At 73.5% G+C, this 25,615-nt stretch carries 19 protein-coding genes; 14 read left to right on the top strand and 5 right to left on the bottom strand.

The window, feature by feature from the left end; all coding sequences use genetic code 11:
* Positions 1-547: 547 nt before the first annotated feature.
* Both AB0M29_RS42170 and AB0M29_RS42175 read left to right on the top strand, forming a co-directional pair.
* Positions 548-4,417 (top strand): Pls/PosA family non-ribosomal peptide synthetase, encoded by a 3,870-nt coding sequence (locus AB0M29_RS42170; RefSeq protein ID WP_365392425.1) that lies wholly within the window; start codon positions 548-550, stop codon positions 4,415-4,417.
* Positions 4,418-4,474: 57 nt separating this feature from the next.
* Positions 4,475-5,827 (top strand): M1 family metallopeptidase, encoded by a 1,353-nt coding sequence (locus AB0M29_RS42175; protein WP_365392390.1) that lies wholly within the window; start codon positions 4,475-4,477, stop codon positions 5,825-5,827.
* 40 nt (positions 5,828-5,867) lie between these two features.
* Here AB0M29_RS42175 and AB0M29_RS42180 read toward each other — a convergent pair whose 3' ends face one another.
* Together AB0M29_RS42180 and AB0M29_RS42185 are read right to left on the bottom strand one after the other, a co-directional pair.
* The gene (locus AB0M29_RS42180) at positions 5,868-6,659 is read right to left on the bottom strand and encodes a DUF427 domain-containing protein (RefSeq protein ID WP_365392392.1); all 792 of its coding nucleotides are present in this window, start codon (positions 6,657-6,659) and stop codon (positions 5,868-5,870) included.
* Between the two features lie 31 nt (positions 6,660-6,690).
* Positions 6,691-7,539, bottom strand: a complete 849-nt coding sequence (locus AB0M29_RS42185; RefSeq protein WP_365392394.1) for a uracil-DNA glycosylase family protein — start codon at positions 7,537-7,539, stop codon at positions 6,691-6,693.
* A gap of 138 nt (positions 7,540-7,677) precedes the next feature.
* Here AB0M29_RS42185 and AB0M29_RS42190 point away from each other — a divergent pair, with 138 nt between their 5' ends.
* The 11 genes from AB0M29_RS42190 to AB0M29_RS42240 all read left to right on the top strand — a co-directional run bounded on the left by AB0M29_RS42190 (position 7,678) and on the right by AB0M29_RS42240 (position 22,341).
* Entirely contained in the window at positions 7,678-9,333 is a 1,656-nt protein-coding gene (locus AB0M29_RS42190; RefSeq protein ID WP_365392396.1) for an amidohydrolase family protein, read from the top strand.
* Positions 9,334-9,358: 25 nt separating this feature from the next.
* On the top strand, positions 9,359-10,237 hold the full coding sequence (locus AB0M29_RS42195; protein ID WP_365392398.1) for a hypothetical protein: 879 nt from the start codon (positions 9,359-9,361) through the stop codon (positions 10,235-10,237).
* Between the two features lie 14 nt (positions 10,238-10,251).
* Positions 10,252-13,254, top strand: a complete 3,003-nt coding sequence (locus AB0M29_RS42200) for a hypothetical protein (protein WP_365392400.1) — start codon at positions 10,252-10,254, stop codon at positions 13,252-13,254.
* Between the two features lie 36 nt (positions 13,255-13,290).
* Positions 13,291-14,643: a glutamine synthetase family protein gene (locus AB0M29_RS42205; protein ID WP_365392402.1), complete on the top strand. Its 1,353-nt coding sequence runs from the start codon at positions 13,291-13,293 to the stop codon at positions 14,641-14,643.
* On the top strand, positions 14,640-15,764 hold the full coding sequence (locus AB0M29_RS42210; protein ID WP_365392404.1) for an amidohydrolase family protein: 1,125 nt from the start codon (positions 14,640-14,642) through the stop codon (positions 15,762-15,764). The genes AB0M29_RS42205 and AB0M29_RS42210 overlap by 4 nt, the downstream gene beginning before the upstream one ends.
* Positions 15,765-16,032: 268 nt before the next feature.
* Positions 16,033-16,800, top strand: coding sequence for a DeoR/GlpR family DNA-binding transcription regulator (locus tag AB0M29_RS42215; protein WP_365392406.1), 768 nt, complete (start codon positions 16,033-16,035; stop codon positions 16,798-16,800).
* A 137-nt stretch (positions 16,801-16,937) separates the two neighbouring features.
* Entirely contained in the window at positions 16,938-18,299 is a 1,362-nt protein-coding gene (locus tag AB0M29_RS42220) for a sugar ABC transporter substrate-binding protein (RefSeq protein ID WP_365392408.1), read from the top strand.
* Between the two features lie 89 nt (positions 18,300-18,388).
* Positions 18,389-19,360, top strand: coding sequence for a sugar ABC transporter permease (locus AB0M29_RS42225; RefSeq protein WP_365392410.1), 972 nt, complete (start codon positions 18,389-18,391; stop codon positions 19,358-19,360).
* Entirely contained in the window at positions 19,360-20,256 is an 897-nt protein-coding gene (locus tag AB0M29_RS42230; protein ID WP_365392412.1) for a carbohydrate ABC transporter permease, read from the top strand. Before AB0M29_RS42225 ends, AB0M29_RS42230 begins: the two co-directional genes overlap by 1 nt.
* On the top strand, positions 20,253-21,242 hold the full coding sequence (locus AB0M29_RS42235; protein WP_365392414.1) for a zinc-dependent alcohol dehydrogenase family protein: 990 nt from the start codon (positions 20,253-20,255) through the stop codon (positions 21,240-21,242). Before AB0M29_RS42230 ends, AB0M29_RS42235 begins: the two co-directional genes overlap by 4 nt.
* A gap of 55 nt (positions 21,243-21,297) precedes the next feature.
* Complete coding sequence (locus tag AB0M29_RS42240) at positions 21,298-22,341, top strand: carbohydrate kinase (protein ID WP_365392415.1); 1,044 nt, start codon at positions 21,298-21,300, stop codon at positions 22,339-22,341.
* Here the strand turns inward: AB0M29_RS42240 and AB0M29_RS42245 are convergent.
* The gene (locus AB0M29_RS42245; RefSeq protein ID WP_365392417.1) at positions 22,338-23,294 is read right to left on the bottom strand and encodes a tellurite resistance/C4-dicarboxylate transporter family protein; all 957 of its coding nucleotides are present in this window, start codon (positions 23,292-23,294) and stop codon (positions 22,338-22,340) included. The genes AB0M29_RS42240 and AB0M29_RS42245 overlap by 4 nt on opposite strands.
* A 185-nt stretch (positions 23,295-23,479) precedes the next feature.
* A complete protein-coding gene (gene msrA / locus AB0M29_RS42250) occupies positions 23,480-23,986 on the bottom strand; it encodes a peptide-methionine (S)-S-oxide reductase MsrA (RefSeq protein WP_365392419.1) in 507 nt (168 codons plus the stop codon).
* A 228-nt stretch (positions 23,987-24,214) separates the two neighbouring features.
* Here msrA and AB0M29_RS42255 point away from each other — a divergent pair, with 228 nt between their 5' ends.
* Positions 24,215-24,739, top strand: coding sequence for a hypothetical protein (locus AB0M29_RS42255; protein WP_365392421.1), 525 nt, complete (start codon positions 24,215-24,217; stop codon positions 24,737-24,739).
* A gap of 26 nt (positions 24,740-24,765) precedes the next feature.
* Here the strand turns inward: AB0M29_RS42255 and AB0M29_RS42260 are convergent, their stop codons facing one another.
* Positions 24,766-25,410, bottom strand: coding sequence for a LysE family translocator (locus AB0M29_RS42260; protein WP_365392423.1), 645 nt, complete (start codon positions 25,408-25,410; stop codon positions 24,766-24,768).
* Positions 25,411-25,615 lie beyond the last annotated feature (205 nt).

The raw sequence follows: 25,615 nt of genomic DNA on the forward strand, positions 1-25,615 counted from the left end.
TCGGACCACCGGCCGGTGGGGGCGGGCCGCGCAGTTCCCCGCGCCCCTACGGGGCGCATCGTCCTCCGCAAGCGCAGCGCGCTTCCCCGCGCCCCTAACGGGCGCGGCCGGTGCGGCCCGGGGCGTGAACGGGTCGCTACGGGGTGTGGCGGGTCGCCCCGGGGCGGGGGGCGGCGTATCCTCCGGCAGTGCGGGGCCGGAGTCGGGCCCGCCATGGCCCGTTCGGCCGCAGACGGCGGTTGCAGGGCCCCGCGACCTGCCCCACCGTCCGCGCAGGTCAGACCCTTTCCACCGCCGCCCGCACCCGCCCCGACGTGACAGACGCCTCCGGCGGTACGGCCGTTGGCCCGGCAGACTGGCACTAATATTGGTCGCTTGTCTTGCTTTGGTACCGCGTGCGACGCCCTCACAAGGCCCTCACCGGTACGTCACCTCCCCCGGGTTGCGGGCACCGTAGCGACGGGGGACGAGGGACGAGGAACGCATGAATCTGACGGCGCGGAGCGACACTCTGCGGAGCGAGGAGCGGCAGGCGGACCGGGGCGACATGACCGACCGGCCGGGCGTACCGATCGCCCGGTTCCCGGGGCGCGAGGCCCCCGGCCCGCGGACGCTGCTGGACGTGCTGGAGGCCACCGTCCTCACGCATCCGCTCGAACCCGCCCTGGACGACGGCCGGAACGCGCTGACGTACCGTGCGCTCGCCGCCGAGGTCAACGCACTGCGCCGCAGGCTGACGCAGGCCGGCATCGGCGCCGGCGACCGGGTGGGGGTACGGGTGCCGTCGGGCACCAACGACCTCTACATCTGCGTCCTCGCCGTCCTCGCGGTGGGCGCCGCCTATGTCCCGGTGGACGCCGAGGACCCCGACGAGCGCGCCGACCTGGTGTTCGGCGAGGCCGCGGTGAGCGCCTTCCTGGGCGAGGACCGCCACCTCACGCTGACCGGCGAGCGCACCACCCCCGCGCCCCAACGCCGCCCGGCGCCCGAGGACGACGCCTGGATCATCTTCACCTCGGGCTCCACCGGCAAGCCCAAGGGCGTGGCGGTCACCCACCGCAACGCGGCGGCCTTCGTGGACGCCGAGGCCGCGCTCTTCCTCCAGGAGGAGCCGATCGGCCCCGGTGACCGGGTGATGGCCGGTCTGTCGGTGGCCTTCGACGCCTCGTGCGAGGAGATGTGGCTCGCCTGGCGGCACGGCGCCTGCCTGGTGCCCGTACCGCGCTCCCAGGTGCGCGGCGGCGCCGACCTCGGCCCGTGGCTCGCCGAGCAGGAGATCACCGTGGTGTCCACGGTGCCGACCCTCGCCGCGCTGTGGCCCGCCGAGGCGCTCAACGAGGTGCGGCTGCTGATCTTCGGCGGTGAGGCGTGCCCGCCGGAACTGGTCGAACGGCTCGTCACCGAGGGCCGCGAGGTGTGGAACACCTACGGTCCCACCGAGGCCACCGTCGTCGCCTGCGCCTCGCTGCTCACCGGCGAGGGCCCGGTCAGGATCGGGCTGCCGCTGGACGGCTGGGACCTGGCGGTGGTCGACGAGGCCGGACTGCCGGTCGCGATGGGCCGCAGCGGCCAGCTCATCATCGGCGGCGTGGGCCTCGCCCGCTATCTCGACCCTGAGAAGGACGCCGAGAAGTACGCCCCGCTGGAGACGCTGGGCTGGGACCGCGCCTACCGCAGCGGCGACCTCGTCCAGGCCGAGCCCGAGGGACTGGTCTTCCTGGGGCGGGCGGACGAGCAGGTCAAGCTCGGCGGCCGGCGGATCGAACTCGGCGAGGTGGACGCCGCGTTGCAGGCACTGCCCGGTGTGCAGGGCGCCGCCGCGGCCGTCCGCTCGGCCCGGCGCGGCAACCAACTGCTGGTCGGCTATGTGGTGGTGGCCGACGACTGGGACCGCAAGCAGGCCGTCGAGCAGCTGCGCGCCCAACTGCCCGCCGCCCTGGTGCCGTTGCTCGCCCCGGTCGACTCACTGCCCACCCGTACCTCCGGCAAGGTGGACCGGGCCGCGCTGCCCTGGCCGCTGCCGGACAGCGCGGAGACCGATGCCGCGGAAGCGGCCGACGGCGAGCGGCTCACCGGCACCGAGGGGTGGGTGGCCGAGCAGTGGAGCGAGATCCTGGGGGTGCCCGTCCTCGACGCCCGGGACGACTTCTTCGCGATCGGCGGCGGCAGCCTGGCCGCCGCCCAGCTCACCACCCTGCTGCGCGTGCGCTATCCGGCGGTCGGCGTGCTGGACATCTACGAGCGGCCGACCGTGCGCAAGCTGGCCCGGCTGCTGGACGGCTCGGCGCAGGGCGACCGCCAGGCCCGTACGATCGCGCCGGTGCCGACCCGGGCCAAGATCGTCCAACTGCTCCTGCTGCTGCCGCTGTTCACCCTGGTCGGACTGCGCTGGACGGTCGGGCTGCTGGCGCTGGGCAATGTGCTGGCCTGGTTCGGCGGCTACCCGTGGGCACCGACCGCCTCCTGGTGGCTGGTCGGGGCCGCCGCCCTGGTGCTGTTCAGCCCGCCCGGCAGGCTCGCCATCGCCGCCGGCGGGGCGCGGCTGCTGCTGCGCGATCTGCGGCCCGGCAGTTATCCGCGGGGCGGCAGCCTGCATCTGCGGCTGTGGACCGCGGAGCGGCTCGCCGAACTGTCCGGCGCCACCGGGCTGTCCGGCGCCTGGCTGATCCGCTACGGCCGTGCGCTGGGCGCCCGTATCGGTCCCGATGTGGACCTGCACTCGCTGCCGCCGGTCACCGGCATGCTCAAGCTGGGCCGCGGCTGCGCGATCGAGGCCGAGGTCGACCTGTCCGGCTACTGGGTGGACGGCGACCGGCTGGAGATCGGCCCGGTCAAGGTCGGCTCCGGCGCGGTGGTCGGCACCCGCAGCACCCTGCTGCCCTTCGCCAGGGTCGGCAAGCAGGCGCAGGTCGCGGCCGGCTCCAGTGTCACCGGGCAGGTGCCGACCGGCCAGCGCTGGGCCGGTGCGCCCGCGGTCAAGCTGGGCAAGGCAGAGCGGCGCTGGCCCAAGCAGCGGCCGCCCCGCAGGACCGGCTGGGCCGCGGCCTACGGTGCCAGCGGCATCGGCCTGAGCCTGCTGCCGGTGGTCGCGGCGGTCGCCGCCCTGGCGGTCGCGGGCGCCATCATCCCGTCCGGCGCGGGACTCGGCGGCGCCCTGCGCGGCGCGCTGATCGCCCTGGTACCCGCCACGCTGGCGTTCGGTCTGGCCTACGCGGCGCTGCTGGTCGCCGCGGTGCGGCTGCTCAGCATCGGGCTGAGCCCCGGCTGGCACCCGCTGCACAGCAGGATCGGCTGGCAGTCCTGGACGGTCAGCCAGCTCATGGACGCCGCCCGCGAGACGCTCTTCCCGCTCTACGCCGGACTCATCACCCCGTTCTGGCTGCGCGCGCTGGGCATGAAGGTCGGCAGCCGCGCCGAGGTGTCGACCGTGCTGGCGCTGCCCAGCATGACCACCGTCGGCGACGGCGCCTTCCTGGCCGACGACGCGCTGGTCGCGCCGTACCAACTGGGCGGCGGCTGGCTGCGGATCGGCCCCGCCGAGATCGGCGAGCGGGCGTTCCTCGGCAACTCGGGGATGACCGCACCGGGGCGCATCGTGCCGGACCGGGGCCTGGTGGGCGTGCTGTCCGCGACCCCGAAGAAGGCCAAGGAGGGCCGCTCGTACCTGGGAATGCCGCCGGTGCGGCTGCCCCGGGCGGCCGACGACGGCGACGAGAGCCTGACCTACGAGCCGCCGGCCCGGCTGGTGTGGGCGCGCGGTCTCGTCGAGGTCTGCCGGATGGTGCCGGTGCTGGCCTCCGCCGCGCTGGCCGTACTGACCCTGGCGCTGCTGGCGTGGATCGCCGGGACCGGCTCGCTCTGGCTGGCGGCGCTGCTGTCCGGGCTGGTGCTGCTGGCCGCGGGGACGACCGCCGCGCTGGTGTCGGTCGCCGCCAAGTGGCTGCTGGTCGGCCGCTTCCGCGCGGTCGAGCGCCCGCTGTGGAGCGGCTTCGTGTGGCGCAACGAGCTCGCCGACACCTTCGTCGAGGTGCTCGCGGTGCCGTGGCTGGTCGGCTGGGTGCCGGGCACCCCGGTGATGAACGTGTGGCTGCGCGGGCTCGGCGCGAAGGTCGGCCGCGGCGTGTGGTGCGAGAGCTACTGGCTGCCCGAGGCGGACCTGGTGACCCTGGAGGACGGGGTGTGCGTGAACCGCGGCTGCGTCCTGCAGACCCACCTCTTCCACGACCGGATCATGAGGATGGATACGGTGGTGCTGCGCGAGGGCGCCACGCTCGGTCCCGGTGGCATCGTGCTGCCCGGCAGCGAGGTCGGGGCGCGCAGCACCCTGGGTCCGGCCTCGCTGGTGATGCGCGCGGAGTCCATTCCGGCGGAAACCCGCTGGCTGGGCAACCCGGCAGAGGTTTGGCAGGGCAAGTGAAGAGGCACAGCCCGACGAGAGCGGTCCTCCGGTGGACCACGAGGGAGCGTACGACCGTTGAGTCAGAAGCAGGCAGTAGCGCGTGGCGTGGACCCGTACTTCCCCGCCCACGGTGACATCCGCTACCGGATACACCGCTACGAACTGGCACTGACCTACCGGCCCGCCTCCAACCGGCTCGGCGGCACCGCGCGGCTCAGCGCGGTGGCCGACCGGGAGCCGCTGCGGGAGTTCACCCTCGACCTGGCCGACTTCCGGCTCAGCAAGGTGCTGGTCGACGGCCGGGCCGCGCACTACACCCACCGGGGCGGCAAGCTGCGGATCCGCCCGGCGAAGGTGATCTCCCCCGGCGCCGCCTTCACCGTCGACGTGCACTACACCGGCAACCCGCGGCCGGTGCGCAGCCAGTGGGGCGGTCTGGGCTGGGAGGAGCTGACCGACGGCGCGCTGGTGGCCAGCCAGCCGGTCGGCGCGTCGTCCTGGTACCCGTGCAACGACCGCCCCGCCGACAAGGCGTCGTACCAGATCTCGGTCACCGCGCCGACGCCGTACACCGTGGTCGTCGGCGGGCGGCTGCTGGCGAGGACCACCCGGGCGGGCAGCACCACCTGGGTGTACGAGCAGACGGCGCCGACCTCCAGCTATCTGGTGACGGTCTCGATCGGCCGGTACGAGACGGTACGGCTGACCGGCGGCTCGTCGGCCTTCGACGCCCGGCGCCCGGTGCCGCAGACCGCCTTTGTGCCCGCGCGGCTGGTGCCGGAGTTCACCACGGACTTCGGCAGGCAGACCCGCATGATGGACTTCTTCGAGGACGTCTTCGGGCCGTACCCCTTCGGCGAGTACACGGTGGTGGTCGCCGACGAGGAGCTGGACGTGCCCGTCGAGGCGCAGGGCATGGCCACCTTCGGCACCAACCATCTGGGCGGCGAGCGGGCCTCCGAGCGGCTGGTCGCGCACGAACTGGCGCACCAGTGGTTCGGCAACAGCCTGTCGATCGCCGACTGGCGGCACATCTGGCTCAACGAGGGCTTCGCCAAGTACGCGGAGTGGCTGTGGTCGGAGCACACCGGCGGCCCGACCGCCGCCGCGCGCGCCGCAGACGCGCACCGGCTGCTGGCCGGTCAGCGGCAGGACCTTCGGCTGTCGGACCCCGGGCGGCGGCTGATGTTCGACGACCGGCTGTACCAGCGCGGCGGGCTGGCGGTGCACGCGCTGCGCTGCGCCCTGGGCGAGGGCGCCTTCTTCCGGATGCTCAAGGGCTGGACCGCGATCCACCAGCACGGCGTGGTGACCACCGAGGGGCTCGCCGCCCACGCCCGGCAGTACACCACCCGCCCGCTCGACGGCGTCTTCGACGGCTGGCTGCACGGCACGGTTCTGCCGCCGCTGCCGACGGCGGTGCGCTGAGGCGGCGGGCCCGCGCCGGGTTCGTGTGCCCGCCGCCCGATCAGTGCCTCTTGGGGCGCGGCAGCAGCTCGCCGTCGACGTACAGGTCGGCCCGCTCGTTGTAGAAGCACACCAGCCCGGCGATCGGCGACAGCTGCCGGGTCGGGAAGTCGTACGCCCAGACCAGGTCCTTGTGGGTGCCGCGCGGGGTGCGGACCGACCAGTAGCCGCTGGTGGTGCCCTTGTACGGGCAGGCGGTGACGGTGTCGCTGGGCGTCAGGAGGGTGAAGTCGACGAAGGCGCGGTCGAGGTAGTAGCGGGTGGGCAGCCCGGTCTCGAAGACGGGGACGCAGGAGGGCGCGTCGGCCAGTCGCAGCCCGTCGAGTTCCACCCGGACATGGCTGCTGGAGCGCAGTGCGTCCACCCGGGTGTACGGACTCCTGGGGTGCACGAAGACGTGCTCGTCCTCCTCGAACCAGGCGTCCAGCGCGTCCCACTCGAAGCGGACCGTGCCCGCGAGCCCCTCGGCCGCGTCGTCGGCCCACACCCAGGCGGCGCCCGGCCGCAGTTCCGCGCCGATCCGCAGCGCGTGCCGCCGTACCGTGCCCGGGGCCCGCTTCTCCTCGTGTCCCTCGTCGACGAGTTCGCCGCCGGTCACGTCGGCGACCGGGATGCTGTACTGCGGGTAGGCGGGCCACTCCCACACATAGCGGGCCCGCCGGGTGTCCAGCACCGGGCGGCCGGCGACGAAGCCGCGGATGCGCCGCGGCACGGGCTCGACGTGCCCGGCGGGGGCGAGCGAGGCCGGGTAGCCGGGCGCGGGCTGTTCCGGGTGCCGTGCGGAGTCGGTCATGACGCCTCCTGTGCGCGCGTTCGGGCGGTGGTCAGAAGGGCCGCAGTTTCTCGGGGACCGTCACTTCGACAGTAGCCCGCTTCTCCTCGGGCGTCGGCCCCACCCGCTTCGCCCACGGCTCGTCCGAGCGCATCCACGCGGGCAGCCCGGCGGGGAGGTCGGCCTCGGGAATCGTGCCGAGGTCCTCCGGGGGCAGCTTCTTGGCGGCGACCACCGCGGCCACCGCGGCCGGCGAGGCGTCGTAGGGGACCGGCGGGCGCGCGGTGTCGGGGGTGACGACGCCGTGCAGCGCGGTCAGCGCCGCGTTCCAGTCCTCCAGCAGCCGCGTCCACGACGTCACCGGGTCCGATCCCGAGGCGATCGAGCTGTCGGGGAAGGTCGGGTGCACCATGTGCTGGTACGCGCCGGAGTAGGGTGCGCTGCCCGGCGCGTCACGCCAGGTGTGGAAGGCGGTGTCGGCCAGCCCGCCGAGCGAGATGACCGCCTCGATCGTGTTGTCGCCGACGAGCGCGTCGAGCCACCGGTGGCGGTAGCCGGCGATGTGCTGGTCCTTGGCGTGCGCGCTGCCGCCGCCCTGGCCGTACACGCTGTACAGGAAGGTGTTGACCATGACGTAGCTGGTGTCGATGCCGAGCTTGCCGAGGAATCCCTGGAAGCGGCGGCCCGCGGTGCCGACCAGGATGCGGCGGGCGACGGTCTCGTGGGCGGCCGGGTCCTGGCCGATGACGAGCACCCGCGCGCTCCCGTCGAGTCTGCCCCGGTGGAAGATCGGCCCCCACTCCACCCGGAAGTCGCCCACCGGGTAGACGTCCTCGTCCGGGTAGTCGCCGACGAGCGTCGCATAGGGATCGCGGGCGTAGCCGGGGTCGAATGCGTGCATGCCGGCCTCCTACTCCAAGTGGGGGGATCAGTCATGACGATAGGTGCATACAAGGTGACAGTACGACATTACGACTGTTGAGTAGTGGTGACCGGCCCGCACGCTTCCCCCGGGGAGCGGAGTGAAAGGGAAACCGACATGCCGTCTCCCGCCACTCCCCCGGACACCCCCCGGTACGCCCTGCGGGGCCGCGTGGTCACCCTCGACGCGCGCGACACGGTGGTCGACGACGGCGTCCTCTACGTCGGCGGCCGCACCATCGCGGACATCCGCCCGGCCGGTGACCCCGCCCCGGACGGCTTCGAGGGCGTCAAGCCCGTCGCCGTCGGCGGCTCGGTGTACCCGGGCCTGATCGAACTGCACAACCACCTGCCGTACGACGTGCTCCCGCTCTGGGACGTGCCGAAGACGTACGGCAACCGCTCCCAGTGGGGCGGCGCCACGAACCCCGCCTACCACGCGCTGGTCACCGGGCCGATGACCGTACTCGGCCAGGACCCGAAGCTGATGCCCGCCGTCGTGCGCTACGTGGAGGCCAAGGCGCTGGTCAACGGCACCACGACCAGTCAGGGCATCGCGCTGTTCAGCAACATGGGCGCCCGCCGGATGTACCGCGGCGTCATCCGCAACGTGGAGCAGACCGACGACCCGGACCTGCCCGAGGCGGCATCGAGGATCGCCGACGTCGAGGCGACCGACGCGGCGAAGTTCCTGGCCCGCCTGAAACAGCCGCACCGGCAACTGCTCCATCTGGCGGAAGGTGTCGACGACGACGCCCGCGCGCACTTCCAGGCGCTGGAGTTCGCGCCCGGCGAGTGGGCCATCACCGACAACCTGGTGGGCATCCACTGCACGGCCCTGACCGCCGACGACTTCGCGGTGCTCGCCGCCCACGGCGGGTCCATGGTGTGGTCGCCGCTGTCGAACCTGCTGCTGTACGGCAGGACCGCCGACATCGCCGCCGCCAAGAAGGCGGGGGTGCTGATGGGGCTGGGCTCCGACTGGTCGGTCTCCGGCAGCAAGGGGCTGCTCGGTGAGCTGAAGGCCGCCCGGCTGGCGTCCACCGCGGCCGGGGACGTCTTCACCGACCGGGAACTGGTCGCCATGGCCACCCGGGACGCGGCCCGCATCCTGCGCTGGGACGCCGCGCTCGGCTCCCTGCGGCCGGGGCTGCGCGCCGATCTGCTCGTGGTGAAGGACAGCGGCACCGACCCGTACACCTCGCTGGTCGACGCCCAGGACACCGACATACGGCTGGTGGTGATCGACGGCGTCCCCCGGTACGGCACCCGCCCGTTGATGCGGAAGCTGGCGCCGGGCGCCGCGCTGGAGGACGCGCCCGCCGGGATGCCCGCGCAGCGCTCGCTCAACCTGCCCGACACGGCCGCCGAGCCGGTCGTGGCCGGGCTGACGCTGGCCGAGGCCGTCGAGCGGCTGACCGCCGCGCTGGCCGACCTGCCCGCGCTGGCCGCCCGCGCCTCGCACGCGACGCCGCTCACCGCGCTGCCCGACGGCGAGGTGCGCTGGCGCATAGCCCTGGACGAGATACAGCCGACCGGCGCCGAACTACGGCCCAGGCTCCCGCTGCTGACCGGGGCGCACACGCCCTCCGGACCCGAGATCGGCCCGCCGTCCACCACCTCCGCGGCGGCGCCGGAAGCGGCGGACGGTCTGACGGCCGTCGGCCTCGACCCGCTGACGGCCTCCGCCGACCGCGCCTACCTGCACACCCTGACCGCCGAGAGGAACCTGCCCGACGGCTACGGCGCACAGCTGTCCCACCTGCTGCGCTGACCCTTCGCGCCTCCGAGGAGTCCCCATGCTCGCCACTCAGCTCGCGCTGGTCTCCGAGACCAGCCGGATCACCCCGTCCCAGCTCAACCGGGTCGCCGCCGCCCTGCAGAAGCAGGCCGTCCGCGACTTCTGCCCGATCTGGCAGATCCCGGCGTCCGTCGACGCCTTCGACAAGCTCAAGGACGTGCCCGTCGGCTACTGGCCGCTGATCGTCCGCGACGACATCGGCGAACCGGGCGCGGCCGGTGTGCACATGGACAAGAACGGCCAGCCGTTCTCGCTGATCCAGTACAGCGACAGCTGGTCGCTGACGGCCAGCCACGAGATGCTGGAGATGCTCGGCGACCCCTGGGGCAACCGCCTGGTGGCCGGGCAGTCGCCGAAGCAGGACCAGGGCGTGGTCGAGTTCCTGGTGGAGGTCGCCGACCCGCCGGAGGCGCCCGAGAACGCCTACACCGTCAACGGTCTGCTGGTCTCCGACTTCCTCACCCCGCACTTCTACGACCCGGTCACCGCGCCGGGCGTGCGCTACAGCTTCTCCGGCAAGCTCGACGGGCCCCGCAAGGTGCTCAAGGGCGGCTATCTGAGCTGGCGCGACCCGGTCTCCGACCACTGGTGGCAGCAGGTCTGGTTCGACGGCGCGCAGCCCGAGTTCCGCGACCTGGGCAAGATGACGTCCCGCGCGGGCAGCCTGCGCTCCGCGATCGACGCGCACACCAAGACCAACGCGCGGATCGCCACCAGCGGCCCCCGCTCCGCCGACTTCACCGCCGCCCGCACCCTGACCGCCGCCGTCAAGCAGTCCACCGCCTCCCGGGCCGACGTGTGGGCCTCCCACATCGCCGACCTGCTGGCGGGGAACACCGCGGAGGGCACCTGGGAGGGCGGCCAGGGCGCCGCCTAGGCAGGGGACCTGTGATGCCTCGCTTCTCCCTCCCCCCACGGGTCTCCGCCCGTACCGGCCTGCTGTGGGCACTGGCCGCACTGGTCCCCGGCGCGGTCGGGCTCGCCTACTACGAGTGGCGCACGCCGGACCTCGACACCGTGCCCCTGCAGCTCGCCGGTACGGAAGCGGCCGCCCTGGTGGAGACCGGCGCCCGCACGGCGGCCTTCCGCAGGGCGCTGGAGGCCGACTTCGCGCTGCTCACCTGCTCCCTGGTGACGCTGGTGCTGGTCTTCCTGCTCGGCCGCTACGCCTTCACCAGCAGACGTGGGCAGTCGGTGGCGCACTGGGCGGTCGGCACGGCGCTGCTGGGCTGGGCGTGCGGCCTGGCGGAGAACATCCTGCTCGTCCTCGCCGTGGACGGCCACGCGCACGGCGACCGGCCGTACGCGGTGGCGACCACGCTGGCCACCGTGAAGTGGCTGCTGCTGGCGGCGGTCGGCCTGCTGGCCTTCGTGGTGTGGGTGACCACGGTCTCCCGCACCGGCAGGTCGCTGCTGTACGAGCCGTGGCAGCGGCTGTGGCGCGGACTGGCGGCGGGCGTACGGCGGTTGCTGCGGCTGCCCGCACGCGAGCCCGCGCCCCCGCCGCCCGCGCACGACCATCCGGCGGACCGGCCCGAGGTCGTCCCGCCCCGGCCGGTGATCCGCTCCGACGGCAGCCGCTGGCCGACCGTGGTGACCGGGCTGCGCAAGGACCCCGCGATGCCGCAGGCCGCGCACTGGCGCTGCGAGGGGCGCTCGGCCCCGGGCCGCACCGGCGCCGCGCTCGGCTTCTGCGTCTCCGGCGGCGGCATCCGCTCGGCCTGCGTCACCCTCGGCGCCCTGCAGTCGCTGCGCCGCTCACTGCTGCGGGCCCGCTACCTGGTCTCGGTGTCGGGCGGCGGCTACACGGTCGGCGCCATGCAACTGGCCCTCGCGGGCGCCGAACTGGAGGCGGTGACCGGTACCGCGCCGGACCCCGGCGACCCGCTCACCGCACCGGGCCACGACACCGACCCGCTGACCGCCGTGACGGCCGAGGACGTCTTCGAACCGGGCTCGCCGGAGGAGGACCATCTGCGGCGGCACTCCAAGTACGTCGCAGACGGCACCGGGGAGTGGACGGTGGCCCTCGGGGTGCTGCTGCGCGGGCTGCTGGCCTCGCTGTTCCTGCTCGCCGCCACCACCGCCACCCTGGGCCTCGGCCTGAGCTGGGCGTACCACCACGTGCCGGTGACCGACCTGTCGGCGCTGGTCAGGGCGGGCGGGGTGTTCTGCCGGGGGTGCGCGGCGCCGGAGCGGCCGATGTTCCGCCACCCGGCGGTCTGGTCGGTGCTCGTGGTGCTGATGGCCGCGGCGGCGACCTGGCTGCTGTGGCTGCTGGCGTACGCCTGGCTGCGCGTGGACCGCCTCGGCGCCGTGATGGCCCGGCTGTTCCAGGCCCTGGTGGTGCTCGCGGTGGCGCTCTCCGCGGTGGTGGTCTTCGTCCCGCTGCTGGCCTGGCTGACCGTCGCTGTCCAGTCGAAGCTCGACGTCGGCCGTCCGGACGCCGCCGCGGGCGCCGGGCTGACGGTGCTGCTCACCTATGTCGCCGCCCTGGTCAGCACCCTGTGGCGGCGCCGGGAGACGCTGCGCGGCGGCCTGTCCAAGGTGCTCGACACCGTCCGCGGACGCCCCGGGCTGAGCCGCGCCGTGCCCAACGGCCTGGTGCAGTACGTGGTGGTGTGGCTCGTACTGGTGCTGCTGGCCGTCGCCTTCCTCTACATCCTGGGCTTCACGACCGCCACCGGCTGGGACTGGCCGCACTGGGCGCAGATCGGCATCCCGGCGATGCTGCTCTTCCTCGGGGTGAGCCTGGACCAGACCTGGATGGGACTGCACCCGTTCTACCGGCGCCGGCTGTCGGCCGCCTTCGCCGTGCGCCGGGTCACCGGCGCGGACGGGGTGGAGGTGGCGGCGCCCTTCGACTTCGACAACGAGGTGACCGCGCTCAGCCGCTACGGCGCCAGGCAGCGGGACTTCCCGCAGGTCATCTTCGCCGCCGCCGCGAACCTCTCCGGCAGCGACCGCACCCCGCCGGGCCGCCGCGCGGTGTCGTTCACCCTGTCGCACGACTACGTGGGCGGCCCCGACGTCGGCTACGCCTGCACCACGTGCCTGGAGCGGCGTACCAAGCGGCACATCGCCCGTGACCTCACGGTGGAGTCCGCCGTGGCGGTGTCCGGCGCCGCCTTCTCGTCCGCGATGGGCGCGCAGGCCCGGGCCTTCCAGACGCTGTTCGCGCTGTCCAACGCCCGGCTGGGCACCTGGCTGCCCAACCCGGGTGCCCTGGCGGAGCTGTGGAAGGACGGCGGGCGCTGGGAACTGCCGCCGCAGCAGGTGCTGCGGCGGCTGCCGTATCTGCTGCGGGAGGTGCTCGGCCGCTACCCGATGGACGACCGGCTGCTGCTGGTCACCGACGGCGGGCACTACGAGAACCTGGGCCTGGTCGAGCTGCTGCGGCAGGGCGTGCGCACCGCGGTGTGCGTCGACGCCAGCGGCGACGTGCCGCCCTTCGCCACCACGCTCGCGCAGGCCATCGCGCTGGCCCGGGAGGAACTCGGCATCACCATCACCCTGCACGACCCGACGAGCCTGGCCCCCGGCAGCGCCGACCCGCTGGAACCGGAGAGCACGCTGTCCGCCCTCAACTCCCGGCTGTCCAAGACGGCGGTCGTCACCGGCGACATCCTCTACCCGAGAAATCTGACGGTCGACGGCGGGCCGCCCAGCCCGCACGGCACCCTGATCGTCGCCCGCAGCACGCTCACCGCGGAACTCCCGTACGACCTGCTGTCGTACGCCGCCTCCAACCCGGTCTTCCCGCACGACAGCACCAGCGACCAGTGGTTCGACCACCAGCAGTTCGACGCCTACCAGTCGCTGGGCCGCTACATCGGCGCACGGGTCCAGGCCCTGCTGGACGACGGGGCGGCCGGCGGACCGCCGCTCCACTAGCGTGGCGGGTGCCGACCCCCCAGGACTGGAGGCCACGTGCCGATCAGCGACTGTCTGCCCGTACTGTCCGACGCCGAGGTGTCGCGGCGGCTGACCGAACTCACCGACAGCGGCGTGCGCGTGCTCATCGGCTCGGTGTCGGACATGGCGGGGGTGGCCCGGGCCAAGGCGGTGCCGCTGCGGCGGGCCGGGGTCTTCCACACGGCGGGCATGGGCGCCTCGCCGAGCTGGCACGTCTTCTGCGCCGACAACGCGCTCGCGTTCACCGAGCAGCTGAACGTGGTCGGTGACCTGCGGCTGCGCGCCGACCTGGCTGCGGCGCGGGCGATCGGCGACGGGTACGCGTGGGCGCCGGCCGAGTTCTTCCACCAGGACGGCACGCCGTCGGCGGGCTGCGCCCGGGGTGCGCTGCGCGGCGCCCAGGCGGCGGCCGAGGCGGCGGGGCTGACCGCGAAGGTGGGCCACGAGCTGGAGTTCACCCTCACCGACGGCGACGGGCAGGCGCTGCCCGCGCGGCACTGGCAGGGGTACGGGCTGGGCGCGGTGCTCGACCGGGGCACCTTCCTGGCGGACGTGACCGACGCGCTGGAGAGCGCGGGCGTGCCGGTGGAGCAGTTGCACGCCGAGTACGGCGTCGGGCAGTTCGAGGTGTCGCTCGCCCCGGCGGAGCCGCTGCGGTCGGCCGACGACGTGGTGCTGGCGCGGCTGCTGATCGGGCGGGTCGCGCGCGGCCACGGGATGCTGGTGTCCTTCTCCCCGCTGCCGTTCGACGGGGGCGCCGGCAACGGCGCCCATCTCCATCTGTCGCTGGAACGCGACGGGGTGCCGCTGCTGTCGGGTGGCGGCGAACCGCACGGCCTGACGCGGGAGGGGGCGGCGGCCGTCGCCGGGATCGTGGCCGGACTGCCCGGGACGCTGGCCGTCTTCGGCGGCTCGCCGCTGTCGTCGGCGCGGCTGAAACCCGGCAGGTGGTCGGGGGCGTTCGCCTGCTGGGGCCTGGAGAACCGCGAGGCAGCGGTCCGGCTGGTGGCCGCGACCGGCGGCAACCCGTACGGCGCCCATGTCGAGCTGAAGTGCGGCGACCCCTCGGCCAATGTCTACCTGGCGACCGCCGTCCTGCTCGGGCTCGCCGCCGACGGTGTCGCGCGCGGCGCGGAGCTGCCCGGCGAGGTGCCGGTGAACCCCGCCGAGGAGCCGGCCGTCGAGCGGCTGCCCGTCACCCAGGCCGCCGCGCTGGAGGCGCTGGAGGGCTCCGCCACCGCCCGCGCGCTGCTCGGCGAGGAGATCTGGGAGGCGCTGCTCGCGGTCCGCCACCACGAACTGCGGGCCTACGGCACCCTGGGCACGGCCGAACTCGCCGAGCGCTTCCGCTTCGCGTGGTCGTCGTGAGCCTGCGGGAGTTCACCGCGGGCCTGCGGCTGGTCGACCACCATGTGCACGGCGCCTTCGACGTGCCCCTGACCCGGGCCCGTTTCGAGGAGTCGCTCAACGAGGCCGGAACTGGGCCGGTTCCACCCGGGACGACGCAGTTCGACTCCCAGCTCGGCTTCGCCGTCCGCCGCTGGTGCGCCCCGCTGCTCGACCTGCCGCCGCACGCCCCCGCCGACGACTACTGGGCCCGGCGCGCCGAACTCGGCGAGGCGGAGGTCGCCCGGCGGATGCTGCCCGCCGCGGGCGTGGACCACTGGATCGTCGACGCGGGCTACCGGGGCGACGAGTTGCTCTCCCCCGAGGCGCTGGCGCGGGCCGGTGGCGGCGCGGGCCACGAGGTCGTACGCCTGGAGACGCTGGCCGAGTCGCTGGCGGCCGACGGCACGACGGGATCCGCGTACGCCGAGGCGTTCGGCCAGCTGCTGCGGGAGGCCGCCCGCGACGCGGTCGGGCTGAAGACCGTGGTCGCCTACCGGGCCGGTCTCGACCTCGACTGGAGCCCGCCCGCCGCCGTGTCCGTACGGGAGGCGGCGGCGCGCTGGCTGGCGGACGCCGGTCCGCTGCCGCGGCTCACCGACCCGGTGCTGCTGCGGTACGGCGTCCACCGAGCGCTGGAGCTGGGGCTGCCGCTCCAGGTGCACACCGGGTTCGGCGACCGGGACCTGGACCTGCACCGGGTCAATCCGCTGCTGCTGCTCGGCCTGCTGCGCCAGCCGGCGGCGGCCGCGGTCCCCGTGATGCTGCTGCACTGCTATCCCTTCCACCGCGAGGCGGGCTATCTGGCGCAGGCGTTCGGCAATGTGTACGTCGACGTGGGTCTGGCCGTGAACCATGTGGGCGCCCGCGCCGGGGCCGTCATCGCCGAGTCCATGGAACTGGCGCCCTTCGCCAGGCTGCTGTACTCCTCCGACGCCTGGGGCCCGGCCGAACTCCACTACCTGGGCGCGGACCTGTGGCGCCGCGGGACCGCCGCGGCGGCCCAGGCATGGGTGGACGCCGGTGAGTGGTCGGAGCCCGACGCCCGGCGGGTCGTCACCATGATCGGCCGGGAGAACGCGCTGCGCGCCTACCGCCTCTGAACCGGCGGCCGAGCGCGGCACCCGGGCGCCCCGCCGGTGGGGCGGGCCTGCCTGATCGGGCAGCCGTGAGGCCGAAGCGGGCAGCGGCGCCGTGCGGTCGGCACGGCGGCGCCCGGTAGACAGGGGCCGCGGCGCCGCGGATCCGGGCAGAAACGGGCAGCATGCTGTCCGTTATGGGCAGATGGCCTGCTACGTCTCGTCGGTATAAATGTCTCCAGACGAAAACCGGGCAGACCGTGCCCGGGACGGGCGAGCCGAGGGCGAGGTGATGGCGGTGAGAGCCGAAGAGCGCCAGCACCGCATCCTCGCGCTGGCCCGTCACCAGGGGCAGGTCGAGGTTGCCACCATGGCCGTCGACCTGGCCGTCGCACCGGAGACCATCCGCCGCGACCTCGGAGTCCTGGAGCAGCGCGGACTGCTGCGCCGTACCCACGGCGGCGCCTACCCCGTGGAGGGCGCCGGCTTCGAGACCGACCTGGCGCAGCGGGTGAACCTGCACATCGCCGACAAGCGCCGGATCGCCGCCGAGGCGGCCCAGCTCATCGGCGAGGCGGAGACCGTGTTCGTCGACGAGGGCTACACTCCCCAGCTCCTGGCCGCACTGCTGCCGGGCGACCGGCCGCTGACCGTGGTCACCGCGTCGCTGTCGACGGCGGCGGCGATCGCCGACTGCGCCAACCTCACCGTGCTGCTGCTCGGCGGCCGCGTCCGGGCCCGGACGCTCGCCACCGTCGGCTCCTGGGCCTGCGCCATGCTGTCCGGGTTCGTCATCGACCTGGCGTTCGTGGGGGCCAACGGCATCTCCCGCGAACTCGGCCTCACCACCCCCGATCCGGTCGTCGCGGACGTCAAGTCCAAGGCCCTGGCGGTCTCCCGCAGACGGGTGTTCATGGGGCACCACAGCAAGTTCGGCGCGAGCAGCTTCTGCCGCTTCGCCGAGGTCGGCGACTTCGAGGCGATCGTCACCGACACCGGGCTGTCGAGCGCCGAGGCGCACCGCTACACCCTGCTGGGGCCGCGGGTCTTCCGCGTCTGAACCCCCGCCGCCCCACCCGCCGTTCGCCGTCACGGGCGCCGAACGCACGTCAGCCGTGCCGCCATCCGACCTCCCGGCCGGCAGCCGGGCCGTCCCCCCTCGCTTGACCCTCATCTCACTACATGAAGGGATCCACCGTGAGATCAAGAAACAAGACCCTGCGCCGCACCCTTCCGCTGGCCGCGCTGGCCGTTAGCGGCACGCTGCTGGCGGCCTGTTCCGGGGCCGGCGGCGCCGGGGGCGGCTCGGGCGCCCACTCGATCAATGTGCTGATGGTCAACAACCCGCAGATGGTGGACCTGCAGAAGCTCACGGCCGCCAACTTCACCAAGTCCACCGGTATCAAGGTCAACTTCACCGTGCTTCCCGAGGACGACGTCCGCGACAAGATCACCCAGGACTTCTCCAGCCAGGCGGGCCAGTACGACGTGGCCACCATCAGCAACTACGAGGCCCCGATCTACGCCAAGAACGGCTGGCTGGCGCCGCTCACCTCGCACGCGAACGCCGACACCGCCTTCGACCAGAAGGACATCCTGCCGCCCATCGCGCAGTCCCTCACCTCGGGCGGCGACATCTACGCCGAGCCGTTCTACGGCGAGTCCTCGTTCCTGATGTACCGCAAGGACGTCTTCGCGGCCAAGAACCTCACGATGCCCGCCAACCCGACCTGGACCCAGGTCGCCGACCTGGCCGCCAAGGCCGACGGCGCCCAGCCCGGCATGAAGGGCATCTGCCTGCGCGGCCAGCCCGGTTGGGGCGAGGTCATGGCTCCGTTGACCACCGTGGTCAACACCATGGGCGGCACCTGGTTCGACAAGGACTGGAAGGCTCAGGTCGACAGCCCCGCGTTCACCAAGGCGACGCAGTTCTACGTCGACCTGGTGCGCAAGCACGGCGAGGCCGGCGCCCCGCAGGCCGGGTTCACCGAGTGCCTCAACGACCTGGAGCAGAGCAAGGTCGCCATGTGGTACGACGCGACCTCGGCGGCCGGATCACTGGAGGCCAGTGACTCGCCGGTGGCCGGGAAGATCGGCTACGCGCCCGCCCCCGTCGACCAGACCAAGAGCTCGGGCTGGCTGTACACCTGGGCCTGGGGCCTGCAGAAGGCGAGCAAGCACCAGGACGACGCCTGGAAGTTCATCTCCTGGGCCTCCAGCAAGTCCTACGAGAACCTGGTGGGCAAGACGCTGGGCTGGTCCCGGCTCCCGGCGGGCAAGCGCACCTCGACGTACGAGAACCCGCAGTACGTCGCCGCCGCCTCGTCCTTCGCCAAGGCCACCCAGACGGCCATCGACGCCACCGACCCGGCCAACCCGGGTGTGCAGCCGCGGCCCGCGCCGGGCATCCAGTTCGTCGGCATCCCCGAGTTCACCAACCTCGGCACCCAGGTCTCCCAGCAGATCAGCTCCGCCATCGCCGGTCAGACCAGCGTCGACAAGGCCCTCAAGTCCGGGCAGTCGCTGGCCCAGAAGGTGACCGACAAGTACGCGAAGTAGCGCGCGTTCCGGCCCTCCCCACCCGACGGTTCCTCCGCCTCCCGGCCCCTGACACGGGGCCGGGGGCCGGGCGAGAAGCGGAAGAGACCATGAGTACACCATCGATCACCACCGAAGTCCGCGTGCCGCGGTCCACCGGACGCCCGGCCCCCCGGGCGGCGAGGCGACGGCGGCAGCGCGGCGCGTGGGCCCGGCGGGCCCCGCTGCTCCCGGCACTGCTGTTCATGATCGTGGTCACCCAACTGCCGTTCGTCGGCACCCTGGTGATCTCCTTCATGCGCTGGAACGCCCTGGACCCGGGCAACCGCGGCTTCGCCGGGATCCAGAACTACAAGACCGAGTTCACCGACCCGCAGCTGCGCTCGGCGCTCACCACCACGGTGGTGCTCACCGTCTCCGTGGTCCTGGTCAGCCTGGTGCTGGGGCTGGGCCTCGCGCTGCTGCTCGACCGCAAGTTCCTCGGCAGGGGCATCGTGCGCACCCTGCTCATCACGCCGTTCCTCGTCGTGCCGGTGGCGTCGGCGCTGCTGTGGAAGCACGCGCTGTACAACGCGGAGTACGGCCTCATCAACGGCAGCCTGAACTGGGTGTGGAAGCTGTTCGGCAGCGACAACGCCCCGCAGACGGACTGGCTTTCGCAGTCACCGAAGCTGGCGGTGGAGGCGGCGCTGGTGTGGCAGTGGACGCCGTTCATGATGCTGATCCTGCTCGCCGGACTGCAGAGCCGCCCCACCGACGTGATCGAGGCCGCCCGGGTGGACGGGGCGGGGAACTGGCAGATCTTCCGCTATCTGACCTTCCCTCATCTGCGCCGCTACCTGGAACTGGCCGCGCTGCTCGGCACCGTGTACGTGGTGCAGAACTTCGACGCGGTGTTCACCATCACCTCCGGCGGACTGGGCACGGCCAACCTGCCGTACACCGTCTACACCACCTTCTACCAGGCCCATGACTACGGGCAGGCGTCCGCGGAGGGCGTCATCGTGGTGGCGCTGTCCATCATCGTGGCCACCTTCGCGCTGCGGACCGTCTCGTCGCTGTTCCGAGAGGAGACCCGCTGATGGCCACGGCAACCACCCTCGCGCCGCGCGGTGCCCATGCCCCTGAACGCGGCCGCGGCCGGCGCGCGTCCGCCGAGCGGCGCAACCGCGGACTGCTGGGCCTGCTGGCCTGGGTGTGCGGGCTGCTGTTCTTCCTGCCCTTCGGCTGGATGGTGCTCACCTCGCTGCACAGCGAGCAGGACGCGGCGACCAATCCGCCCAAGCTCGGCGCCCCGCTGACCCTGCACGGCTACCGCGAGTTCTTCGGCGCGGGCACCGGCGTCAGCCCCTGGCCGCCGCTGATCAACTCCTTCACCGCCAGCGTCGCCTCCACCCTGCTGGTGCTGCTGCTGGCGGTACCGGCCGCGTACGCGCTGTCGATCCGGCCGGTGCGCAAGTGGACGGACGTGATGTTCTTCTTCCTGTCCACCAAGATGCTGCCCGCGGTGGCCGGGCTGCTGCCGGTGTACCTGATCGCGAAGAACGCCGGGATGCTGGACAACATCTGGCTGCTCGTCATCCTCTACACCTCGATGAACCTGCCGATCGCGGTGTGGATGATGCGGTCCTTCCTCGCCGACGTCCCCGTGGAGATCATGGAGGCGGCCTCGATCGACGGCGCCGGGCTGCCGACGATCCTCGCCCGGATCATCGCCCCGGTGGTGATGCCGGGGATCGCCGCCACGGCGCTGATCTCCTTCATCTTCAGCTGGAACGAGCTGCTGTTCGCCCGGGTGCTGACCGGTGTCACGGCGGGCACCGCGCCGGTCTTCCTCACCAGCTTCGTCACCAGCCAGGGGCTGTTCCTGGCCAAGGTCTGCGCAGCGGCCGTCTGTATCTCCCTGCCGGTGCTGGCCGCCGGGTTCGCCGCCCAGGACAAGCTCGTCCAGGGCCTCTCTCTTGGAGCAGTCAAGTGAAAGCAGCCGTCATCAGCGCGCCCGGAGTCGTCGGCATCGAGACCGTGGCCGACCCGGCGCCCGGGCCGCGCGACGTCGTCGTGCGGGTCGCCGCGTGCGGCCTGTGCGGCACCGATCTGCACATCCTGCAGGGCGAGTTCGCCCCGACGCTGCCGATCGTGCCGGGCCATGAGTTCGCCGGTGAGGTCGTCGCCCTCGGCTCCGAGGTGCGCGAACTCGCCCTCGGCGACCAGGTGGCCGTCGACCCGTCGCTGTACTGCCACGAGTGCCACTACTGCCGGATCGGCCGCAACAACCTCTGCGAGCGCTGGGCGGCGATCGGTGTCACCAACCCCGGCGGCGCCGCCGAGTTCGCCGTCGCGCCCGCCGCCAACTGCGTGAAGCTGCCCGGCCATCTGCGCACCGCGGACGCCACCCTGATCGAGCCGCTGTCCTGCGCGGTCCGCGGATACGACATCCTCCGCAGCCAGTTGGCGACCAACGTCCTCATCTACGGCTCCGGCACGATGGGGCTGATGATGCTGGAGCTGGCCAAGCGCACCGGCGCGGCGAGCGTCGACATGGTCGACATCAACGAGGACCGGCTGGCGACCGCCCGCACGCTCGGCTGCAGCAACGCGGTCACCACCGCGGACGAGGTCGAGCGGCCGCGCGGCTGGGACGTGGTGATCGACGCCACCGGTAACGCCTCCGCCATCCAGGACGCGCTGGGCCGGGTCGGCAAGGGCGGCACCTTCCTGCAGTTCGGGGTCGCGGACTACGCGGCGCGTGCCGTCATCGAGCCGTACCGGATCTACAACCAGGAGATCACCATCACCGGGTCGATGGCCGTGCTGCACAGCTACGAGCGGGCCGCGCAGCTCTTCGCGGGCGGTGTGCTCGACCCGGAGGTCTTCATCAGCGACCGGCTGCCGCTGGACGACTACGCGGCGGGCCTGCGGCAGTTCCAGGCGGGCAAGGGCCGCAAGATCCAGATCGTGCCCTGACGCCCGGCGCACGCACCGTCCCCGCCAACACCCCCTCTCCCCGCAGGAGTTCTCCATGGCCGCCCCAGTGCCCCCGGCCCCCGTGCCCCTGAGCCAGGCGCTGCCGCGTCCGGTGCTCCCGGCCTCGGCGCTGCCCGCGTACGTCATCGGCGAGGCGCTGACCGACGTCCTGGTCGCGCCGGACGGACGGCGGCACGACGCCCCGGGCGGCAGCCCGGCCAATGTCGCGCTGGGCCTGGGGCTGCTGGGCCATCCCGTACGGCTGGCCACACGCGTCGGACGTGACCCGTCCGGCGCGGCCGTGCTGCACCATCTCCGGTCGGGAGGCGTCGAGTTGGCGCCGGGCTCCGTCGTCGACGCGCCCACGTCCACGGCCACCGCGCGGCTGGACCCCACCGGGGCGGCCACGTACGACTTCGACATCGCCTGGTCGCTGACGCCCGAGGCCGCGGCGGCGCCGCGGCGGGGGCCCCGGGCCCATCTGCACGCCGGTTCGATCGCCGCCGCGCTGCCGCCGGGCGCCGACCAGGTGTACGACGCGGTACGGGCCGCCCGGCCGTCGGCCACGGTGTCGTACGACCCCAATCTGCGGCCCGCCCTGCTCCGCGCACCGGACCTGGAGCGCGCCCGGGTGGAGGAACTCGTCGCCGCCAGCGACGTGGTGAAAGCCAGTGACGAGGACCTGGCCTGGCTCCACCCCGGGCTGGACCCGGACCAGGTGGCGGCGCGGTGGGCGCGGAGCGGTCCCGCGCTGGTGGTGCTGACCCGCGGCGCGCGGGGCGCCCGCGCCTGGTGGCGGCACGGCCACCACGACACACCGCCGCGTCCCGTCCGCGTGGTGGACACCGTCGGCGCGGGCGACGCCTTCATGTCGGCCCTGATCAGCTCGCTGCTCCGGGCGGGGCTGCTGGGCGGCGCGGGCGGCACGGCGCCTCCCGCCGCCCGTGCGGCGCTGCGCGCGGCGACGGCGGGCCGCGGCCTGCCGCCCGCGGTGACCGAGTCCCTCGCCTTCGCCGTCCGCGCCGCCGCCCTCACCTGCACCCGCGAGGGCGCCCAGCCCCCGACCCCGGCGGAGCTGGCCGCCCAGGGCGTCTCCTAGGACGAGGACCGCTCCGCGGCCGTTTCTGCGGCCGTCGCCGTGGCCGCGCCCACCACCGCCAGCGTCCAGGCGATCGCCGCGATCCAGAGCAGGACCTCGCCGAGGGTGTGCAGCCAGTGGATGTGCGCGGCGGCGGAGGTGGACAGGGCGGCGGCGGACGTCATGCCGAGGGGGAAGACGGTGGCCCAGCGGCGCATGTCGTAGTGCGGGCGGGGCCGGCGGACCTCGGCGGCGGCCAGGAGGACGTAACCGGCCAGGGCGAGGCCGAGCAGCACCAGGGTGGTGGTGCGCAGCGTGGTGTGGGCGGCGCCGGTCCACACCGGGGAGGCGGTGAGTTTGGACCCGGCGAGCGCGCAGATGGCGAGGGCGCCGGCCGAGATCCAGTGGTCGCCGGCCCCGTCCATGATCTGGGCGAAGTCGAAGCGGGCCAGGGCGTACGGATAGAGGACCAGGCCGAGCAGGAAGCAGACCAGGGCCGCCCAGGCGAGCCAGCGCTGCCCGTCGGCCGTGGACAGGACGGCGGCGAGCACCGCGAGGCCCTCGGCGGCCACGCACACCAGGAACACACCGCCGGGCATCCGCCGCTTCCAGCGGCGTACGACATGGACGAGCAGGGCGGGCCAGACCACCGCGGCCAGCGCCAGCAGCGCCGCCGCCACGGTCTGCCAGCCGAAGAGGGAGAGCCGGGTGCCCAGCACCGCGGTGGCGGCCACCGCCGTCAGCGCGGGAGGGGTGTCGGCGTCGGCGCGGAAGCGGGCGCGGTCGCGCAGCAGCCGCCAGCCGAAGTCGGCCGCCAGTACCAGCCAGAGCAGTGCGGCCACCGCGAGCGCCGCCAGTGACAGGCCGTGGCGGCCGGTCTGCTCCAGGTCGACCGAGATGATGCCGGTCGCCATGACGGCGGAGCCCGCCGCGGGCGGCAGTTCGGCCCACACCCGGCCCAGCTGACGGTGCACGGCTCCATTCGACGCCGCCTCGTCCCCGGCCGCGCGCCCCGGTGGGCCGTTCGGGGGCCTCACCGGGCCGCCTGCCGGGCCGGCCGGCTGACGCCCCGTTGGATACCTGGTCCACCGCGGCCGCTCCCCCCGGCAGCTCACCGAGCGCGCGGAGCGGCCGGGGTGGGAGCGGGCGGGTTCCTGAGCTACGACCGGGCGGGGAGCTTCCAGCCGGGGCGGATGAAGTGGCAGGTGTAGCCGTCGGGGTAGCGCTCCAGGTAGTCCTGGTGCTCGGGCTCGGCCTCCCAGAAGTCGCCCACGGGCGCGACCTCGGTGACGATCGGTCCCGGCCACAGACCGGACGCCTCGGCGTCGGCGATGGTGTCCTCGGCGACGCGCTTCTGCTCGTCGCTGGTGTAGAAGATCGCCGAACGGTAGCTGGTGCCCAGGTCGTTGCCCTGGCGGTTCAGCGTGGTCGGGTCGTGGATCTGGAAGAAGAACTCCAGGACGCCGCGGAAGGTCAGCACGGAGGGGTCGTAGAGGATCTCGATCGCCTCGGCGTGCCCCTCGTGGCTGCGGTAGGTGGCGTTCTTGACGTCTCCGCCGCTGTATCCGACGCGGGTGGAGAGCACTCCTGGCTGGCGGCGGATGAGGTCCTGCATCCCCCAGAAACAGCCCCCCGCGAGGACCGCGCGCTCGGCCGAGTCGTTCATGGTGGTGTCTCCTCCTGGTCGGGTCCGACGTCGGCGCGGTGGTGGCCGCGCCGCCTCCTCCAGCGTGCCTGACCAAGGCTTCCCGGCCAAGCGCGTCCGGCCAAACGTGAGCGAGTGAACGCGCGCGTGCGGCGGTCGCGGCCGGGCGCGAAGGACCCGGCCCCCGCCCGGCCCCGCCCGAGGGGGGTGGTTCGGGGACGGGCGGGGCGGGTGGGACATGATGCGGGGATGAAGCGAAACCCCGCCGTCGGCGGAACAGCTCGCACGGGCCGCGCGGTCGCCGCCGCGGCGGTCCTCGCCGTCGTGGCCACCGGCTGCGGCCACTCCGCGGCGCCCGACGACCCCGAGCCCACCAGCAGCGCGCCGGACGTCCCCGGTCAGGTGAGCGTGAAGGTGTCGGACATCGACCTGGCCATCACCGACGCCGTCGCCCATCTCGACGCGTCCGGCAACGGCACCCTGACGATGACGATCCGTAACGGGAGCGGCACTCCTGAGCACCTCGACATGGTGGGCACCCCCGAGGCGGGGCGCGGCACGCTGGTGGGCGCGCCGGGCAAGCGCACCGGCATGATGACCGAGGCCGGGATCCTGCTGATGCCCCACAGCTCCGTGACCTTCGGCGGCACCCTCGGGCCCGCCGTCCGGTTCTCGTCGGTGCACGGCGTCACCGCCGCGCACACCCTGCCGCTGGCGTTGCAGTTCGGCGTGGCCAGACTCGTGCACCTCACCGCCAAGGTCGCCGCCCGCTGACGCTTTCGCTTCCGCGGGGGGCCGCTTCAGTCCGCGCGGCCCGTCACACCCACCATCACGCCCAGTCCGATCATCGCGACGCCGCCCGCGCCGCCGACCAGCGACAGCCGCCGCTCCGAGCGCGCGAACCAGCCGCGGGCGGCGGCCGCGCCCAGCCCCCACAGGGTGTCGGTGAGCAGCCCGATGGTGATCGGCACGATCCCGAGCAGCAGCATCTGGGCGGGCAGGTGCCCCGCCGCGTGGTCGACGAACTGCGGCAGCACCGCGGCGAAGAGCACCACGCCCTTCGGGTTGGTGATCCCCACGACGAGGCCGTCGGCCATCGCGCGCAGATCCCGGCGCGGCGGCTCGTCGGGTGCGGCGGCGACCGCCGCCCTCAGGTCCGCGCGGTGGCGGAACGCCTGGCAGCCGAGGAAGACCAGATAGACCGCGCCCAGCAGCTTCACCACCGTGAAGACCGCCACCGAGCGCTCCACCAGGGTGCCGAGCCCGAACGCGACGGCGACCACGAGCCCGTACGACCCGGCGGCATTGCCGATCACCGTCGCCAGCGCGGTCCGCCGGCCGTGCGCGAGCGCCCGCCCCACGACGAAGAGCACACTCGGCCCCGGAACGGCGATCACCAGCAGAGACACCGCGACAAGCGCCAGCAGACGATCCATGCCCCCCATCGTGGCAGCCCCCCGCCCCCGGTCACACCCCCGCCGCCCACCCATCCGCCGTCCATCTCCGCCACCTGCCCCAGCCGCACAAGCCGCACAAGCCGCACTCAGCAGCCCTACACGCGGCACGCGGCACGCGGCACGCGGCACGCGGCACGCGGCACGCGGCACGCGGCACGCGGCACGCGGCACGCGGCACGCGGCACGCGGCACG

Origin of the sequence: Streptomyces sp. NPDC051976 (assembly GCF_040680795.1) — a bacterium.
Taxonomy (GTDB): domain Bacteria; phylum Actinomycetota; class Actinomycetes; order Streptomycetales; family Streptomycetaceae; genus Actinacidiphila.